The organism is Actinomadura verrucosospora, from assembly GCF_039540335.1.
GTDB lineage: Bacteria > Actinomycetota > Actinomycetes > Streptosporangiales > Streptosporangiaceae > Spirillospora > Spirillospora verrucosospora.
The window spans coordinates 25893-43194 of the sequence record NZ_BAABEV010000059.1 but is presented as its reverse complement, the minus strand read 5'-3'; the positions used below and the strand labels follow the sequence as shown (position 1 = coordinate 43194).

At 74.3% G+C, this 17302-nt stretch carries 16 protein-coding genes and 1 riboswitch; of the genes, 8 read left to right on the top strand and 8 right to left on the bottom strand.

The window, feature by feature from the left end; genetic code table 11:
* Positions 1-2088: beta-glucosidase family protein (locus ABD944_RS38305; RefSeq protein WP_345185952.1), on the top strand; the 2088-nt coding region annotated here is incomplete at its 5' end.
* 91 nt (positions 2089-2179) lie between these two features.
* The gene (locus ABD944_RS38300; RefSeq protein ID WP_345185948.1) at positions 2180-3268 is read left to right on the top strand and encodes a serine/threonine-protein kinase; all 1089 of its coding nucleotides are present in this window, start codon (positions 2180-2182) and stop codon (positions 3266-3268) included.
* A gap of 13 nt (positions 3269-3281) precedes the next feature.
* Here ABD944_RS38300 and ABD944_RS38295 read toward each other — a convergent pair whose 3' ends face one another.
* The 4 genes from ABD944_RS38295 to ABD944_RS38280 all read right to left on the bottom strand — a co-directional run bounded on the left by ABD944_RS38295 (position 3282) and on the right by ABD944_RS38280 (position 5951).
* Positions 3282-3440 (bottom strand): hypothetical protein, encoded by a 159-nt coding sequence (locus ABD944_RS38295; protein ID WP_345185945.1) that lies wholly within the window; start codon positions 3438-3440, stop codon positions 3282-3284.
* 47 nt (positions 3441-3487) lie between these two features.
* A complete protein-coding gene (gene thiE, locus ABD944_RS38290) occupies positions 3488-4174 on the bottom strand; it encodes a thiamine phosphate synthase (RefSeq protein WP_345185941.1) in 687 nt (228 codons plus the stop codon).
* A gap of 108 nt (positions 4175-4282) precedes the next feature.
* A complete protein-coding gene (locus tag ABD944_RS38285; RefSeq protein ID WP_185023485.1) occupies positions 4283-4657 on the bottom strand; it encodes a helix-turn-helix domain-containing protein in 375 nt (124 codons plus the stop codon).
* Positions 4658-4715: 58 nt separating this feature from the next.
* Positions 4716-5951: an NAD(P)/FAD-dependent oxidoreductase gene (locus tag ABD944_RS38280; protein WP_345185936.1), complete on the bottom strand. Its 1236-nt coding sequence runs from the start codon at positions 5949-5951 to the stop codon at positions 4716-4718.
* A 105-nt stretch (positions 5952-6056) separates the two neighbouring features.
* Positions 6057-6170: riboswitch (TPP riboswitch) on the top strand.
* Between ABD944_RS38280 and thiO the strand changes: the two genes are divergently transcribed.
* From thiO to ABD944_RS38250, 6 genes are all read left to right on the top strand, one after another.
* A complete protein-coding gene (gene thiO / locus ABD944_RS38275; RefSeq protein WP_345185934.1) occupies positions 6160-7287 on the top strand; it encodes a glycine oxidase ThiO in 1128 nt (375 codons plus the stop codon). (Overlaps the previous riboswitch by 11 nt.)
* The gene (gene thiS, locus ABD944_RS38270) at positions 7284-7484 is read left to right on the top strand and encodes a sulfur carrier protein ThiS (protein WP_345185930.1); all 201 of its coding nucleotides are present in this window, start codon (positions 7284-7286) and stop codon (positions 7482-7484) included. Before thiO ends, thiS begins: the two co-directional genes overlap by 4 nt.
* A 2-nt stretch (positions 7485-7486) precedes the next feature.
* Entirely contained in the window at positions 7487-8263 is a 777-nt protein-coding gene (locus ABD944_RS38265) for a thiazole synthase (RefSeq protein ID WP_345185926.1), read from the top strand.
* Between the two features lie 135 nt (positions 8264-8398).
* Positions 8399-9373 carry a DMT family transporter gene (locus ABD944_RS38260; RefSeq protein ID WP_345185923.1) on the top strand — a complete coding sequence of 325 codons (975 nt, stop codon included), beginning with the start codon at positions 8399-8401 and terminating at the stop codon, positions 9371-9373.
* Between the two features lie 33 nt (positions 9374-9406).
* Positions 9407-11329, top strand: a complete 1923-nt coding sequence (pknB, locus tag ABD944_RS38255) for a Stk1 family PASTA domain-containing Ser/Thr kinase (protein WP_345185920.1) — start codon at positions 9407-9409, stop codon at positions 11327-11329.
* Between the two features lie 20 nt (positions 11330-11349).
* Positions 11350-12201 (top strand): deoxyribonuclease IV, encoded by an 852-nt coding sequence (locus ABD944_RS38250; protein ID WP_345185917.1) that lies wholly within the window; start codon positions 11350-11352, stop codon positions 12199-12201.
* A gap of 719 nt (positions 12202-12920) precedes the next feature.
* Here the strand turns inward: ABD944_RS38250 and ABD944_RS38245 are convergent.
* The 4 genes from ABD944_RS38245 to ABD944_RS38230 form a co-directional block, all read right to left on the bottom strand.
* Positions 12921-14624: a sodium:solute symporter family transporter gene (locus ABD944_RS38245; RefSeq protein WP_345185914.1), complete on the bottom strand. Its 1704-nt coding sequence runs from the start codon at positions 14622-14624 to the stop codon at positions 12921-12923.
* A complete protein-coding gene (locus ABD944_RS38240; protein WP_345185912.1) occupies positions 14621-15082 on the bottom strand; it encodes a hypothetical protein in 462 nt (153 codons plus the stop codon). Before ABD944_RS38240 ends, ABD944_RS38245 begins: the two co-directional genes overlap by 4 nt.
* Positions 15072-15869, bottom strand: coding sequence for a LytR/AlgR family response regulator transcription factor (locus tag ABD944_RS38235; protein ID WP_345185909.1), 798 nt, complete (start codon positions 15867-15869; stop codon positions 15072-15074). Before ABD944_RS38235 ends, ABD944_RS38240 begins: the two co-directional genes overlap by 11 nt.
* Before the next feature lie 77 nt (positions 15870-15946).
* Positions 15947-17281, bottom strand: coding sequence for a histidine kinase (locus ABD944_RS38230; protein ID WP_345185905.1), 1335 nt, complete (start codon positions 17279-17281; stop codon positions 15947-15949).
* Positions 17282-17302 lie beyond the last annotated feature (21 nt).

The following is a 17302-nucleotide window of genomic DNA, read 5'->3' as shown; positions in this document are numbered from 1 at the left end:
GTGCTCGCGGCGTCCGGGCCCGCCGAGGCGCGGGCGGCGGCGGGGCGCTGCGGCGATCCGGCCCTGCGCCCCTGGTGCGACGCCGCGCTCGCGCCCGACCGGCGCGCCGCGCTGCTGCTGCCGCGCAAGACGCTCGACGAGAAGATCTCGATGCTGGCGTCGGACGATCCGTTCGGCGGGCCGCTCGGCGGCTTCTCCGAGAACGCGCACGCCGACACCGCCGACGGGATCGAGCGGCTCGGCATCCCCCCGGTCCGCATGGCCGACGGCCCGGCCGGCGTCCGGCAGGGCAGGGCGACGGCGCTGCCCGCGCCGATCGCGCTCGCGGCCGCCTTCGACCCGCGGGCGGCCCGGCTGTACGGCGGGACGGTCGCGTGGGAGGCCAGGCACCGCGGGAACGACCTGGTCTTCGGCCCGACCGTGGACGTCCTGCGCACGCCCCGCAACGGCCGGACGTTCGAGGGCTTCGGCGAAGACCCCTACCTGTCGGCGACCCTCGGCGTGCCGTGGATCCAGGGTGCCCAGGCGCAGGGCGTGATGACCTCGGTCAAGCACATGGCCGTCTACACGCAGGAGACCGACCGGCTGTCGCTCGGCATGAACGTCGACCCGCGCACGCTCCGCGAGATCTACCTGCCGCCGTTCGAGGCCGCGGTGAAGGACGCGGGCGCCGCGACGGTGATGTGCGGGTTCGGCAGGCTGAACGGCCGGTGGGCCTGCCAGGACGGCGCCGTCCTCAACGGGATCCTGCGGTCGGAGTGGGGGTTCACGGGGTTCGTCCCGTCCGACCACACCGCCGCGCAGGACGCCGCCGGCGCCGCCGAAGGCGGGCTGGACATGGAACTGCCCTTCGGCATGAAGTACAACGCCTTCCTGCTGAAGGCCGCCCTCGCCCAGAAGAAGGTCTCGCCGGCCGCCGTCGACGCGCACGTGCGCAACATCCTGCGGACGATGTTCAGGTTCGGGGTGTTCGACCGGCAGGCCTACCCCAACGACCTCAGCCGCGCCGACCGGACGGCGAGCCGCGACGCCGCCCGGGTCATCGAGGAGGGCGGGATCACGCTGCTGAAGAACGACGGCGTCCTCCCGCTCCGGGCCCCGAGGTCGATCGCGCTGATCGGGCGGGCCGCCCGGCAGAGCCCGAGCGGCTTCGGCTCGGCGAAGGTCGTCCCGTTCGCGACCGTGCGCGCGCAGGACGGCCTCTCCCGCCGCGCGGGCTCCGGAACCCAGGTGACGTACCACGACGGCGACGACCACGCGGGCGCCGCCGCCACGGCCCGCGCCGCCGACCTCGCCATCGTGTTCGCGACCGACAGCCAGGGCGAGTTCTTCGACAAGTCGTGCCTGACGCTGCGCTGCGGCGAGCCGCTCAGAGGCGATCAGGACGGGCTGATCTCCGAGGTCGCCAAGGCCAACCCCAACACGGTCGTCGTGCTGAACACGGGCGGACCCGTGCTGACGCCCTGGGCCGGGCAGGTGAGGGGCATCCTCGAAGCCTGGTACCCCGGCCAGGAGGGAGGGGACGCCCTGGCGCGCGTCCTGTACGGGGACGTGGATCCCGGCGGACGGCTTCCGGTGACGTTCCCCGTCGACGAGAACGACGCGCCCGCGTCCGGGAACCCGGTGCAGTACCCCGGCCTCAACGGGAGCACCACGTTCTCCGAAGGGGTCATGGTCGGCTACCGGCATTACGACGCGAAGGGCATCGCGCCCCGTTTCCCGTTCGGGCACGGCCTGTCCTACACCACGTTCGCCTACAGCGGACTGGTCGCGACCAGCAAGTCCGTGCGGGTGACGGTCACCAACACCGGGCGCCGCGCCGGCGTGGCCGTGCCGCAGCTGTACATCGGCATGCCGTCGCCGGGCGCGGAGGTCCCGCAACCGCCCAGGCAGCTCAAGGGATACGCCAAGGTCGCCCTCGCTCCCGGGCGGAGCGCGAAGGTGACGTTCCCGCTGTCGTCGCGCTCCTTCGCCTACTGGAACCAGAAGGCGAAGGCCTGGAAGGTCGCCGACGGCTGCTACAAGATCATGGTGGGCGAGTCGTCCCGGCGGATCGCCGGCTCCACCGCGCTCGGGACGTGCCGCTGACGGCGAAGATCGCAGTTCCCCTGCCCCTCGTCCCGATTACACGGTACAAAGGGGGAGATCTTCGTCCGCCCCCGCCGAGTCGGAGTCCTCAGTGCCGCACGACACCTCCCGCGGGAGGACGGATCCCCATCCCCCGCGTTCCTCCTCGAACCGCCCCGCCCGCGCCACCCGCGCCGGGCAGCCCCACGGCGCCCACGCCGGCCGCCCGGCCAAGCCGCACCCCGGGCCGGGCCGCGTCCCGGCCCGTCCCGCGCACGGCCGCGACCACCGGTCCGGCGCCCCGCTCGGCCCCGACGACCCGCGCGGCCTCGGCGGCTACACGCTGGTGGGGCGGCTCGGCGAGGGCGGCCAGGGCGTCGTCTACCTCGGCCGCGACGGCGACGGCGAACTCGTCACCGTCAAGCTGCTGCGCGGCGGCGTGGCGGCCGGGCAGCGGGCGCGCAGCCGCTTCGCCAAGGAGGCGGACGCGGCCCTGCGGGTGTCCGGGCGGCACACCGCGCGCGTCCTGGACGCCGACATGACCGGCGACCGCCCCTACATCGTCAGCGAGTTCGTCGAGGGGCCCTCGCTCCAGCACGTCGTCGCCGACCGCGGCCCGCTCTCCGCGCCGCGGCTCCGCAAGCTCGCGCTGCGCACCGCCGCCGCGCTGGCGGCGATCCACCGCGCCGGGATCGTGCACCGCGACTTCAAGCCCGGCAACGTGCTGCTCGGCCCGGACGGCGCCAAGGTCATCGACTTCGGCATCGCCCGCACCGCCGACGCGACCCCGCTGACCACCGGCCCGGTCGGGACGCCCGCCTACATGGCGCCCGAGCAGATCGAGGACGAGCCGGTCGGGCCGCCCGCCGACGTGTTCGCGTGGGGCGCCTCGATGGTGTTCGCCGCGACGGGGCGCCCGCCGTTCGGCACGGGGCCGAGCGCGGCCGTCATGCGGCGCGTGACGTCGCGCAAGCCCGACCTCGGCGACATGGAGGGCCCGCTGCGCGACCTCGCGGCCCGCTGCCTGGACAAGAACCCCGCCGCGCGCCCGACCGCGTCGCAGATCGTCCGGGCGCTGCGCGAGGGCCAGGCCCCGGCGCCGAAGCCGCGCCCGACGCGGATCCCGCGCTACCGGTGGCGGATGATGGTCGCGCTCGGCGGCGTCGTGGCCGCCGGGTTCCTCCTCGGCGTCCTCACCTGACCCGCACCGCCGCTCACCAGTGCGGCGGGCGGTCCTCCAGCAGGCGCGCGTCGTCGTCGCCGGCGCGCCACTCGCCCCACCCGGTGTCGGTGTCGTCGGACGTCTGGTCCGGCAGGACGTCGAGGTCGTCGTCGAGGTCGACCACGCGGTCGTCGTCGGGTCCCACGTTCATGGTCTCCATTGTCGGCGACGGGACGGCGGACCGCACCGTGATCCGCGTCAAACCGCGCCGAGCGGCCGGGCCGCCAGGCGCCGCGCGAACCGCGCGGCGGCGGCGCCCGGGTCGTCGGCCTCGGTGATCGCCCGGACCACCACGACGCGTTCCGCGCCCGCCGCGAGGACCTCGTCCAGGTTGCCGAGGTCGATGCCGCCGATCGCGAACCACGGCCGCGCGACGCGCTGCGCCGCGACGTACTCCAGCAGCTTCGGGCCGGGGGCGGCCCGGCCGGGCTTGGTCGGCGTGGGCCACACCGGGCCCGCGCAGAAGTAGTCGGCGCCGGGCTCGGCGGCCGCCGCCGACGCCTGCTCGCCCGAGTGCGTCGACCGGCCGATCAGCATGTCGCCGCCCACGATCGCGCGGGCGGCGGGCACCGGCAGGTCGTCCTGGCCGAGGTGCAGCACGTCGGCGCCGACCGCGTGCGCGATGTCGGCCCGGTCGTTGACGGCCAGCAGCGCCCCGTGCCGCTCGCACGCCGCCCGGAACACCTCCAGGTAGGCGGTCTCCTGGCGGGCCTCCAGGCCCTTCTGGCGGAGCTGGACGATGTCGACTCCGCCCGCGAGCACGGCGTCGAGGAAGGCCGGCAGGTCTCCCTGGCGCTCCCGCGCGTCCGTGCAGAGGTAGAGGCGGGCGCGGCTCAGCCGGGCGCGCAGCGCGACGGCGCGCTCGGTGGGGAGGTGCCTGGACACGGCCGGGGAACGTCCTTTCCACAGATGATCACGAAATCGCGCGCGCGGTCACCCGCCGCGCGCGACCCCGCGATCGTGTCACGTGCGTCTCACGCCGCCGGCGGCGGCCTAGAAGGCGAGCGCCTGGGCGCGGCGGCGGACCTCGGTCCCCCGGTTCTCGGTGAGCGCGTCCACGGGCGTTCCCGGCAGCGTGTCGTCCGCCGTGAACAGCCACCGGATGGTCTCGGCGTCGTCGAAGCCGGCGTCCGACAGGAGCGTCAGCGTGCCGGGCAGTCCCTTGATGACCTGGCCGTCCTTGATGAAGGCCGCGGGCACCATCGGCTCCCCGCCCCGGCGCACCGCGAGGATGCGGTGCTCGTGGATGAGCTGCTTGATCCGGTTGGGCTTGATCCCGAGCCTGTCGGCGGTCTCCCGGAGGGTGAGCCACTCGCCGGCCAGGGCGTCGGTGCGGGGGTCCAGTGCGCTGTCAACGGTTGCGTGCATCTGCGTCACGCCCCCTTGCTACCACGCCTTCGGAAGACTCAAACCCGCTGCGCAGCCGTTACGTCCCCTCTGATCGCTCTGCGCGAACAGCCTGCCGCACGGGGACGTCCGGGTCGGCGATCGCCTCCGGATCCACCGGCGTCCCCGCGGCGATCACGCGCCTCGCCTGTACCAGGTCGCGGGGCCGGCCGACGGTGAGGATCGCGTCGAGGCGGTCTCCGGTCAGCCACGCCACCGCCCACCTGGGATCGGACGGGTCGCCCCTGCGCACGAGCCGCTCGGACGCGGAGTGGTCGCCCGCGTACTGGACCATGCGCCCGAACTGCTCCGACCAGAAGTACGGGGCGGCGTCGTACACGGCGTCCTGCCCGAGGAGGGCCGCGGCGGCGACCTCGGGGGCGTTCAGCGCGGCGTCCCAGTGCTCGACGAGCAGCCTGCGCCCGTAGCGGTGCGACCACCAGGCGGCGCAGTCGCCGACCGCCACGACGTCGGGCCGCAGCGCGCCCGGGGTCTCCTCTCCCATGTAGGTCCGGAAGGAGCCGTCGGTGACGACCCCGCGCTCCAGCAGCAGCCCGGAGCCCTCCAGCCACGACAGGACGGGCCGGACCCCGACGCCGACGACCACCTCGTCCGCGTCGACGCGGCCGCCCCCGGCGAGGACGAGGCCGCCGTCGCGCACCTCCGCGACCTTCACCCCGGTCCGCAGCTCGACGCCGGCCTCGGCGTACCAGGGGGCGGTGAGCGCGCCGACCTCGGGCCCGATCGCGCCCGCCAGCGGGGTGTCGGCCGCCTCCACGACGGTGACCGCGCAGCCCCGGCGGGCCGCGGCGGTGGCGACCTCGGCGCCGATCCAGCCCGCGCCGACGATCACGATCCGGGCGCCGGCGGTGAGCCGGGCGCGCAGGTCGCGGGCCTCCTCGATGGTGCGCAGCACGTGCTGCCGCCCCTCCCCGGGCAGCGTGATCGGAGCGGCGCCGGTCGCGATCACCAGCCCGTCGAAGGGCAGGTCGCCCGCCGTGGACGCCACCGTTCCGCCGCGTCCGGGCCCGTCCAGCCGCAGGCCGGTGGCGCGCTCGCCGAGCAGCAGCTCGCAGCGCAGCGCGTCCCAGTCGGCGTCGACGGTCGTGTCGTCGGACTCGCCCGCGAGGACGGCCTTCGACAGCGGCGGCCGGTCGTAGGGCCGGTGCCGCTCCGCCGACACGAGGGTCAGCGCGCCCTCGTACCCCTTGCTCCGCAGGGCCTCCACGGCGCGCACGCCGGCCAGCCCGCCACCCACGACGATGACCCTCTCCATGAAGGTCACCCTAACGGGCGGCGATCCGCGAATGGACAGGTGTCCAGGCAGTTGCCCGGTTCGCCGAGGTCGTAAGGTGGGGGCAGCGGAACGGCACAGCAGAACAGCACAGAGCGCGGGAGTCCGGTGCGACCGGGCTGAGAGGGCGGCTGAACGGGCCGCCGACCGCCACGACCTGATCCGGATCATGCCGGCGAAGGGAGCGCGCATGCAGATCGTCATCATCGGCGCCGGGGTGATCGGCCTCGCCACCGCCTGGCGCACCGCCGCCGGCGGCGCCGCCGTCACCCTCGTCGACCCCGCGCCCGCCTCCGGGGCCTCCTCCGTGGCGGCGGGCATGCTCACCCCGGTCAGCGAGCTGAGCTACGGCGAGGAGCCGCTGCTGCGGCTCGGCCTCGCCTCCCGCGACCGGTACGGCGCGTTCGTCGCCGAGCTGGAGGAGCTGACCGGCCTGGAGACCGGCTACCGCACCGAAGGGATCATCGAGGTCGCGTTCGACTCCGACGACCTGCGGCACCTGGACGACCTGCGCCGGTTCCAGGAGAGCCTGGGCATCCCCGCCGAGGCGCTCACCGGCCGCGAGTGCCGGCGGCTGGAGCCGATGCTCGCGCCCGGCGTGCGCGGCGGCCTGCTCGCCCCCGAGGACGGCTCGGTCGACCCCCGCAGGCTCGCCCCGGCGCTGCTGGCGGCGTGCGAGCGGCTGGGCGTCCGGCTCGTCCGGCGGCGGGCCGAACGGGTCGTCGTCGAGAACGACGCCGCCGCCGGCGTGGGGCTGGACGACGGCACCGTGATCCCCGCGGACCGGGTGCTGCTGGCCGCCGGGCCGTGGTCGGGCGACCTCGGCGGCCTGCCTCCCGGGACCGTTCCACCCGTCCGCCCCGTCAAGGGCCAGGTGCTCCGGCTGCGCACCCGCGCGCCGTTCCTGCGGCGGCCGACCCGCGGCCTCGTCCGGGGATCGTCGGTCTACCTGGTGCCGCGCGCCGACGGAGAGATCGTCGTCGGCGCCACGCAGGAGGAGCTGGGCTTCGACACGCGGGTCACCGCCGGCGGGCTGTGGGAGCTGCTGCGCGACGCCCGCGAGCTGCTCCCCGGCATCACCGAGCTGGAGTTCGCGGAGGTCACCGCCGGGCTGCGGCCCGGCTCGCCCGACAACGCGCCCGTGATGGGGCCGACCGCGCTGGGCGGCCTGCTGGTGGGCACCGGGCACTTCCGCAACGGCATCCTGCTCACGCCCGTGAGCGCCGACATCCTGTCCGCGATGCTGCTGGACGGGCCCGTCCCCGAGGTCGCCGGGCCGTTCGCCCCCGACCGCTTCTCCCCCGAGGTGAGCGCATGAAGGTGATCGTCAACGGTGAGCCGCGCGAGCTGCCCGACGGCGCGAGCGTGGCCGAGGTCGTCGCGTCCGTCACCGCGGCCGCGACGGGCGTGGCCGCGGCGCTGAACGACGAGGTCGTCCGGCGCGCGGAGTGGGCGGCCACGCCCCTGCGGGACGCCGACCGCGTCGAAGTGCTGACCGCCGTCCAGGGAGGATGAGGATGAACGACACCGACGGGCTGGTCATCGCGGGCGAGGAGCTGGGCTCGCGGCTGATCATGGGGACGGGCGGGGCGCCGAGCATGGCGGTGCTGCGCGAGGCGCTGACCGCGTCCGGGACGGAGCTCACCACGGTCGCGATGCGCAGGGTGGACCCGTCCGCGCGCGGCTCGGTGCTGGACGTGCTGACCGAGTGCGGCATCCGGGTGCTGCCGAACACCGCGGGCTGCTTCACCGCGGGCGAGGCCGTCCTGACGGCCAAGCTCGCCCGGGAGGCGCTCGGGACGAACTGGGTCAAGCTGGAGGTGATCGCCGACGAGCGCACGCTGCTGCCCGACCCGATCGAACTGGTCGAGGCCGCCGAGCAGCTCGTCGACGACGGCTTCGTCGTCCTGCCCTACACCAGCGACGACCCGGTCCTCGCGCACCGTCTGGAGCAGATCGGCTGCGCGGCCGTGATGCCGCTCGGCTCGCCGATCGGGTCGGGGCTCGGCATCCGCAACCCGCACAACATCGAGCTGATCGTGGAGCGCGCGACCGTCCCGGTGATCCTGGACGCGGGGCTCGGCACGGCGTCGGACGCGGCCCTGGCCATGGAGCTCGGCTGCGACGCCGTGCTCCTCGCGACGGCCGTCACCCGTGCGCAGTCCCCGGCGCGGATGGCCGCCGCGATGCGGCACGCGGTCGAGGGCGGGCGGCTCGCGCGGCTCGCCGGGCGCATCCCCAAGCGCCGCTACGCCCAGGCGTCCTCCCCGTTCGACGGGCTCGCGACTTCGTAGCGGAGCTAAAGCCACACATGTAGAAATATTCGCTGGACCTGCACATTCGCGCGCCACCAGACTGGACACACCGGGGCGCAACCGCACACATCGCTTCGGTGTCGATGGAAGCGTCCCCTCCCTAAGGTGCGTGACATGCAGCAAGACAGCGGTGCACGCGCGAACAAGCTCGCGGTGGCGGCGGCGACGGTCACGGTGGTCTTCTGGGCCTCGGCCTTCGTCGCCATCCGCAGCGCGGGCGACGAGTACAGCCCCGGCGCCCTCGCCCTCGGCCGCCTCCTGTCCGGGACGGTCGTGCTGGGAGTGATCTGGCTCGTCCGGCGCGAGGGCCTGCCGCCCAAGGCCGCCTGGCCCGGCATCGTCACCGCCGGCCTCCTGTGGTTCGGCGCCTACATGGTCGTCCTGAACTGGGGCGAGCAGCTGGTGGACGCCGGCACCGCCGCCCTCGTCGTCAACATCGGGCCGATCCTCATCGCGCTCCTCGGCGGCTGGCTGCTGAAGGAGGGCCTGTCGTCCCGGCTGCTGCTCGGCATGGCCGTGTCGTTCACCGGCGCCGCCGTCGTCGGGCTGTCGATGTCCGGCGACGGCCGCGCGTCCGTCGGCGGGGTGCTGCTCTGCCTGGCCGCCGCCGTCACCTACGCGGCGGGCGTCGTCGCCCAGAAGCCCGCGCTGAGGCACGCGTCGGCGCTGCAGTTCACCACGTTCGCCTGCGCGATCGGCGCGCTCGCCTGCCTGCCGTTCTCCGGGCAGCTCGTCTCGCAGGCCGCGCACGCCCCCGCGGGCGCCACCCTCAACATGGTCTACCTGGGCGTCTTCCCGACCGCGGTCGCCTTCACGACCTGGGGATACGCCCTCGCCCGCACGACCGCCGGGAAGATGGGCGCCACCACCTACGCCGCGCCCGCCCTGGTGGTGCTGATGTCGTGGCTGTTCCTCGACGAGGTCCCCGGCCCGGTCACCCTCGGCGGCGGCCTGCTGTGCCTCGCCGGCGTGGCCGTCTCCCGCAGCACGCGGTCGCTGCGCCGCCGCGTCCCGCCCGTCACACCGGAACCGGGCGCCCCGGGGGCGTCACCCTCCGGGCTCATCGATGCTCATACTCGCGACGGATGAGATCCACGCGGATTCGCCCGTAAACTCGCACCGATGGACGCGACGGTTGCTGATCCACTCGTCGGGCGGGTGCTCGACGGGCGGTACCGCATTGAGTCCCGTATCGCGCGCGGCGGCATGGCCACGGTCTACCTCGCGCGCGACCTCAGGCTCGACCGGGTCATCGCGATCAAGGTGATGCACGCCGGACTCGCCTCGGACGAGGACTTCGTCGCCCGCTTCATCGGCGAGGCCAAGGCCGCCGCGGCGCTGTCCCACCCGAACGTCGTCGCCGTCTACGACCAGCGCACCGACGGCGAGCACGTCTTCCTGGTGATGGAGTACGTCGCCGGCCGCACCCTGCGCGACGCGCTGAACTCCCTCGGGAGGCTCGGCCCCCGCGCCGCCCTGGAGATCATGCAGCCGGTGCTGGCCGCGCTCGGCGCCGCGCACCGGGCCGGGCTCGTGCACCGCGACGTCAAGCCCGAGAACGTGCTGATCACCGAGGACGGCCAGGTCAAGGTCGCCGACTTCGGCCTCGCGCGGGCCGAGACCGCCAGCAAGATGACCAAGACCGGCATGATCATCGGAACGGTCGGCTACCTGGCGCCCGAGCAGGTGCTGTCCGGCAACGCCGACTTCCGCTCCGACGTCTACGCCGCCGGGATCATGCTGTTCGAGCTGATGACCGGGCGGCTGCCGCACCAGGGCGACACCCCCCTCGCCGTGGCCTACAAGCACGTGAACGAGACGGTGCCGCCGCCCTCCAGCGTCGTCCCCGGCATCCCCCCGCGGGTGGACGCCCTGGTCACCGACGCCACGAGCCACGACCCGGCGCGCCGCCCGCAGGACGCGAACCAGTACCTGGCCGAGGTCGCCGAGGTGTTCGGCGGCCTCCCCCGCGACTTCGACCGCCGCGTCGAGGAGGCGTCCCGCAACGCGACGAGCGTCCTGGAGGCCCCGCCCGCCCACGGCCGCACCGCCGTCATGGACGCCGAGACCCTGGCCCCCCGGCACGACGTCCGCCCCACGAGGACCGACCGCGCCCTCGGCGCGCTGACCGGCCGCTACGTCCTGATCGCCATCGGCCTGGTCGCGGCGGTCATCCTCGGCTGGGCCGTGTGGTACCAGACGTCCGGCCAGTACGAGCACGTCCCCTCCTCGATCATCGGGATGAAGGTCGCCGAGGCCCGCGACCAGCTGGAGTCCGACGGCATGGACGTGCGCACCGCCAAGGCGGTCTACAGCGACCGCGTCCACAAGGGCGGCGTCGCCAAGTCCGACCCGCCCGCCGGGGCCCGCGTCGCCAAGGGCCAGACGGTCACCCTCACCCCGTCCCGGGGCATCACGCCCCGCGAGGTCCCCGACGTCGGAGGCAAGTCCCTCGCCGACGCCAAGAAGACCCTGGAGGACAAGGGCTTCACCGTCGGCCGGACGAGCAGCACCCCCTCGCAGACCGTCTCCAAGGGCGACGTCATCAGCACCGACCCGGACGCCGGCGAGAAGCAGTCCCCCGACGTGCCCGTCTCCATCGTCGTCTCCACGGGCATGTCGATGCCCGGCCTCCTCGGCCAGAACGGCGACTCCGCCGCCAACCAGCTGCGCTCCATGGGCCTGGACGTCACCGTCCAGAAGAAGCAGGTGAACGGCAAGGACCCCGACACGGTGGTCAGCCAGGACCCGTCCGAGGGCACCGGCGTCTCCCGCGGCGACAAGGTCACCATCGTCGTCAACAAGCGCGACTGCATCGTCGACGCGGGCCCGTTCCAGTTCGGCTGCGACGACGGCGACGGCAACCAGAACGTCCCCGTCCCCGACCTGACCGGCCGCCGGGTCAACGAGGCCAAGAAGGCGCTGGAGGACTCCGGCTTCCAGGTCAACGTGACGGGCTTCGGCGGCAACGTCGTCCGCTTCCAGTCGCCCAGCAGCGGCGAGGCCCCGCGCGGCTCCACCGTCACGATCGTCCGGGGCCCCTGACCGGCTAGTCTGAACGGGCCATGACCTCACCCATCAGCCCCGTCGGGGCCCACGTTCCCGTGTCCGGCGGCCTCGCCACCGGCGGCCTGAAGTACGCCGCCGAGATCGGCGCCGAGGCGGTCCAGGTCTTCGTCTCCAACCCTCGCGGCTGGGCCCTCCCCGAGGGCAAGCCCGCCGAGGACGCCAGGCTCCGGGACGAGGGCATCCCCGTCTACGTCCACACCCCGTACCTGGTCAACCTCGGCTCCCCCACCCCGGAGACGCTCGAGAAGTCGCTCGCGGCCGTCCGCCACTCCCTGACCCGGGGCCGCGCCATCGGCGCCCGCGGCGTCGTGGTCCACACCGGCTCCGCCGTCACCCGGACCTACGACGAAGCCATGGCCCAGGTCCGAGAGCACGTCCTCCCGCTCCTCGACGAGATCCCCGAGGACGGCCCCGACCTCCTTCTGGAGCCCATGGCGGGCCAGAACAACATGCTCTGCGCCAAGGTCCAGGAACTGGCCCCGTTCTTCGAGCGCCTCGACCACCACCCGAAGCTCGGCGTCTGCTTCGACACCTGCCACGCCTTCGCCGCCGGCCACGACCTGGCGGCCCCGGGCGGCGCCAAGGACACCCTCGACGCCCTGGTCGCCGCAGTGGGCGAGGGCCGCCTGAAGCTGGTCCACGCCAACGACTCCAAGGACGCCTGCGCCTCGGCCAAGGACCGCCACGAGAACATCGGCGCCGGCCGGATAGGCGAGTCCCCCTTCGCCGACCTCTTCCGCCACCCCGCCACGGCCGGCGTCCCCTTCATCATCGAGACCCCAGGCCGAGCCCCCGCCCCCCACGCAGAAGACATCAAAACCCTGAAGCGCCTAAGAGACGCCCCCTGACGTCACGCCCTCCGTCGCCATAAGGGCCCACGGACGCTGGCGCTGGGGCGCGATCGGGTCCGAAGGACGTTTCGAGCCTGCGAGAAACTGACACGTAGCGAGCCGCCAGGCGAGCCCTTCAAGCCGACCCGCACCCGCTACTGCGACAACCTCAGCCACCACAGCAACCCCGCGACAACCTGACGGTCGCGATCGCGTCCGAAGGCAGATTCAAGCGAAGCAAGAATCTGATCGCGCAGCGAGCCGCCAGGCGAGCCGGAGCGATGCCAGCGATCGCAAGCTTTTATCGACGATGGAGGGCCGCCAGGCCCGAAGGAGGAGAAAAAAGCAATAAAAAACGACTCGGGCGTCGCTGAACAACCCCCCGACTGTTCAGCGACGCCCGAGCCACAGGTCGCGGGATCCCACCCCCCCGGTACGGGATCCTGCGACTCACGATCCGGCGTGTGTCGCCGGATCTCCGGATTTGCTCTAGTGGGAGGGTTCGCGGCCGGGGGCCGCCCGCCCCTCCTCGGGCGGTGTGACGTGTGGTGCCACTGAGAACATTAGAGGGGGTTCGCCACCTGTGGACAGCGGGACGACGCGCCTCTCGATGAACGGTGTGTAGTCATAGTTGTACGGAGCGTAGTCGTCGGATGAGCGGTCCGTGGAGCGGGACGAGCGGTCCGGGGCGGGGGCGCGGCGGGCCGCGCGGCGCCGTAAGCGGTTCATAACGGGGCTCAACGGGCGAACACGTCCTCGGGGAGGTGCAGTTTCGTCAGGGCGCGGTCGGCGCGGCGGGGGACGCGGCGGCGGGTCAGGAGCGAGACCGCGACCATGACGGCGAACGCGGCGGGGGCGATGAGGGCCGCGGGTTCGGCCACGGCGGCGGCGGGCCAGCCCGTCAGGGGGAGCTCGTACAGGTGCAGGACGCCGGAGGCGACGGCGAGGCCGGTGCCGACGATGAGGCCGGCGGCGGCGCCGGCCGCGGTCAGGCCGCGCCACCAGATGGCGAGCAGCAGGAGCGGACACAGGGAGCACGCCGAGACGCAGAGGGCCAGGGCGACGAGGCCGGCGGCGCTCTGCGTCCCGATCCTCGGGAGCAGGGCGAGCGGGACGAGGAGCGCGAACACGGTGGCGATGCGGAAGGACGCGACGCCGCTGCGGCGGGCGCACTGCGTGACCGTGCCGGCGATGGTGACGACGAGGCCGCAGGAGGTGGAGATGAACGCGGCGAAGGCGCCGAGGGTGATGAGACCGGTGAGGAGCGCGCCGGCCGGTCCGGGGATGCGCTGGGGCAGCAGCAGGACGGTGGCGTCGGTGTCGCCGGTCATCAGCAGTTCGGGCGCGTAGAGGCGCCCCATGGACGCGTAGACGGTCGGGAAGACGTAGAAGAGCGCGAGGAGCACGGGGACCAGGGCGGCGGTTCGGCGGGCGGTGCTTCCGCTCGGGTTGGTGTAGAAGCGGATGAGGACGTGGGGCAGCCCCATGGTGCCGAGCAGGATGCCCAGGAGCGCCGAGTACGTGCGGTAGAAGCCGTGCTCCTCTCCGCGGCCGAAGGGCGTGGCCCAGGTCTCGCCGCTCTGGACGGGCAGGCGTTCGGCATGGGGCACCGGCGCCCCGGCCGGGAAGACCACCTCGGCGGCGGGGCCCATGGTGTGCCGGCCCGCGGCGAGGGTCATCGCCCCGCCGCCGTGGCGGACGCCGTCCACAGGTCCCCGGGCGGTGACGAGGACGGCGGCGGGCGCGGTGACCGCGACCTCGGTGCTCACGTGGACCCGGGTGGTGTGCGCGAACCGCGCGGGCCCGCCGCCGACGGGGTCGGGGCGGCCGTCCATCTGCCACATGACCAGCAGCGCCGCGGCGGGCACGGCGAAGGCGACCAGTTTCACCCAGAACTGGAGGCTCTGGACGGCGGTGATGCTGCACATCCCCCCGGAGGCGACGAGCAGCAGGGTGACCGCGACCACGACGGCCCAGCCCGCCCACACCGGGGCGCCGGTCATCACGCGCAGGGTCACGCCGGCGCCCTGGAACTGCGGCAGCAGGTAGAACCAGCCGATGAAGCAGACGCAGCAGGTGACGATGCGCCGCACGGCCGGGGAGCCGAGCCGCCACTCGGCGAAGTCGGAGACGGTATAGGCGCCGGAGCGGCGCAGCGGGGCGGTGACGAACGCCAGGAGCAGGACGTGCCCGGCGGTCGCCGCGACCGGCAGCCACAGCATGTCGGCGCCGTAGGCGAGCACCAGCCCGGCGGTGCCGAGGAACGCGGCGGCGGAGAGGTACTCGCCGCTGATCGCCGAGGCGTTCCGCCAGGGGGTGACGCCCCGGGAGGCGACCAGGAGGTCGGAGGCGGTGCAGGCGGAGCGGCGGTCGCAGGCGCCGAACGCGGCGGTCGCCACCAGCAGCGCCAGGAGCGCCGCCGCCACCGCCACGGCGGTCATCGTCTCTCCGCCGGTCTCGTGAGGTCGCGTTCGGCGCGCTCGGCGCGGCCGAGCTGGCGGAACGACGCGGCGACCCAGATCGGCTGGATGCCGAAGGCCAGGACGAGCCAGGGCAGCGGGACGCCGTGCACGCGGGCCCGCGCCACCGCCGGAACGATCGCCATCAGCGCCGGGAGCGCCGTCACCACGGTCATGACGAACGCGCCGGTGCCGAGGGCGGTGCGCAGCTGGGCGCGGATGAGCCGGCGGGCCTCGGCGGGTCCGATCGGGGGACCGCAGACGAGCGGGGACGGGTCGGTATCGGGCGGGTCGGGATCGGCCGGGCCCGGCGCGGGCGCCGCGGCCTCGGCGGTCTGGGCGGCGCCCGGCGTCGCACCGCCCGGCAGTGCACCGCTCGGCAGCGCACGGGAGCGGACGGCCGCCGCGCCCGCCGTCGTGTCGCGGCGTTCATCGGTCATCGCGGGCCTCCCCCGGGTCTCCGGCGCCCTCGTCCGGCTGGTGGAACTTGCGGACGAGCAGGTCCCGGACCTCGCGGGTGTGGCGGCGGCTGACCTGCAGCAGCTCGTCCCCGATCTGGACGGCGGCACGGCCGCCGTCGAAGCGCAGCTCGGTGATGTGCGCGGCCGCGACGAGGGTGCTGCGGTGGATCCGGATGAACCCCGCGCCCTCCCACCGCTTGGAGAGCGCCGACAGCGGCATGCGGACCAGGTAGCCGCCGTCGGCGGTGTGCAGCCGCACGTAGTCGCCCTTCGCCTCGACGTGGGTCACGGCCCGGCGGGACACCAGCCGCGTCCGCCCGCCGAGCTCGACGGGGATCATCTCGTCGTCGGGGTCGGGGGAGGTCTCCCCGGCGGGCGGCGACGGCCGGCGCGCGGCCGCCGCCACGCGCCGGACGGACTCGGCCAGCCGCTCCGGCCGGACGGGCTTCAGCAGGTAGTCGAGCGCGCCGAGCTCGTAGGCGGTCACGGCGCAGTCGTCGTGCGCGGTCACGAACACCACGTGCGGGGGCGCGGCGAACCCGGTCAGCAGCCGGGTGAAGTCGAGCCCGTCGAGGCCCGGCATGCGGATGTCGAGGAACACGGCGTCGAGGCGCTCGCCCTCGACGAGCATCCGGCTCAGGTCGCGGAGCGCGGCCGAGGCGTCCGCGGCCCCGGTGACCCGCCCGATCCGCGGGTCCTTGCTGAGCAGGTAGGTCAGCTCCTCCAGGGCCGGGCGTTCATCGTCGACGGCGAGGACGTGCAGCATGAGGGCGACTTTGCCGCGATTACCGTCTGTCCGCAATCGGTTCCGAAAAGTGAGTGGCGTGTCGCCCGGATCGCCCCTCAGTCGGGAAAGACGCCCGGACGGTACTTCGGGACGCGCAATTTGACCTTGGTTCCGGCGCCGAGCGCTGTCTCGACGGTGAGGCCGTACTCGTCCCCGTAGACCTGGCGCATGCGCGCGTCGACGTTCGCGAGGCCGATGCCGGGACCGCTCTCCGGCCGGTCGTGGGTGGCGACGCTCCCCCAGCCGGTGGGCCCGGGCCGGCCGAGGGGCGCCGAGAGGATCTCTTCGAGCCGCTCGGGGTCCATGCCGATCCCGTCGTCCTCGACGCTGATCGCGGCCTCGGCGCCCGAGTCGCGGGCCACGATGGAGATGTGGAACGCGCGGCGGCCCCCGGCCATGCCGTGCCGGACGGCGTTCTCGACGAGCGGTTGGAGCGCGAGGAACGGGACGGCGACCGGCAGCACCTCGGGCGCGACCTCGACGTTGCACTGGAGCCGCTCGCCGAATCTGGCGCGCTCCAGAAGCAGGTAGCGGTCGATCGAGCGCAGCTCGTCGGCGAGCGTGGTGAAGTCGCGCGGGTTGCGGAACGAGTAGCGGGCGAAGTCGGCGAAGTCCAGCAGCAGGCCGCGGGCCCGCTCGGGGTCGGTGCGGACGAACGAGGCGATCGTGGTGAGCGAGTTGTAGACGAAGTGCGGCGAGATCTGCGCGCGCAGCGCGCGCAGCTCGGCCTCGGCGAGGCGGACGCGGACCGAGTCGAGCCCGGCCAGTTCGAGCTGCCCGGTGACGAGCCGGGCCGCCTCCCCCACCGCGCGGACCCGCGCGGTGGACGGGCTCGGCCAGTACGCGCTCAGCGTGCCCTCGACGCGGCCCTCGACGGCGAGGGGGGCGATCATGGCCACCTGGACGCCGCACTGGGGGTCGCCGCAGGCGAGCGGCTCCGGCGTGACGACCCGGGGCCTGCCGGAGGTCAGGACGGGCAGCGCGTGCGCGACGGCCTCGCCCGCGTGGGCGCCGCGGCCCGCACCCTCCCAGGCCAGCAGCCGCGGCGCGGCGGAGGCGTCGTCACCGGCGCCGTCGGGGCCCTTGGGGGCGTCGGGGGCGTCGGCCCCGGTCGGGTCGCCGGGCGGGCGCACCGCGACGATCGCGACCGCCTCGGCGCCGAGCAGCGAGCGCAGCAGCCGGGTCGCCCTGCGCGCCGCGTCGCCGGTGAGCCCGGCCCGCAGCGGGGGCGCGGCGTGCGCGATCAGGTGCAGGGCGGCGAGGGCGGCCGCCTCCGCCGGATCGGCGTGCCCGCGCCGCGGCAGGAGGCACCACCGGCGCGGCGCCCAGACCCCGCTGGCCCCGGCTGCCGCGGCGTACACCACGACATCTGTGACGGACGGTAGGTCCATGGAAACTTACGGTAATGGCTA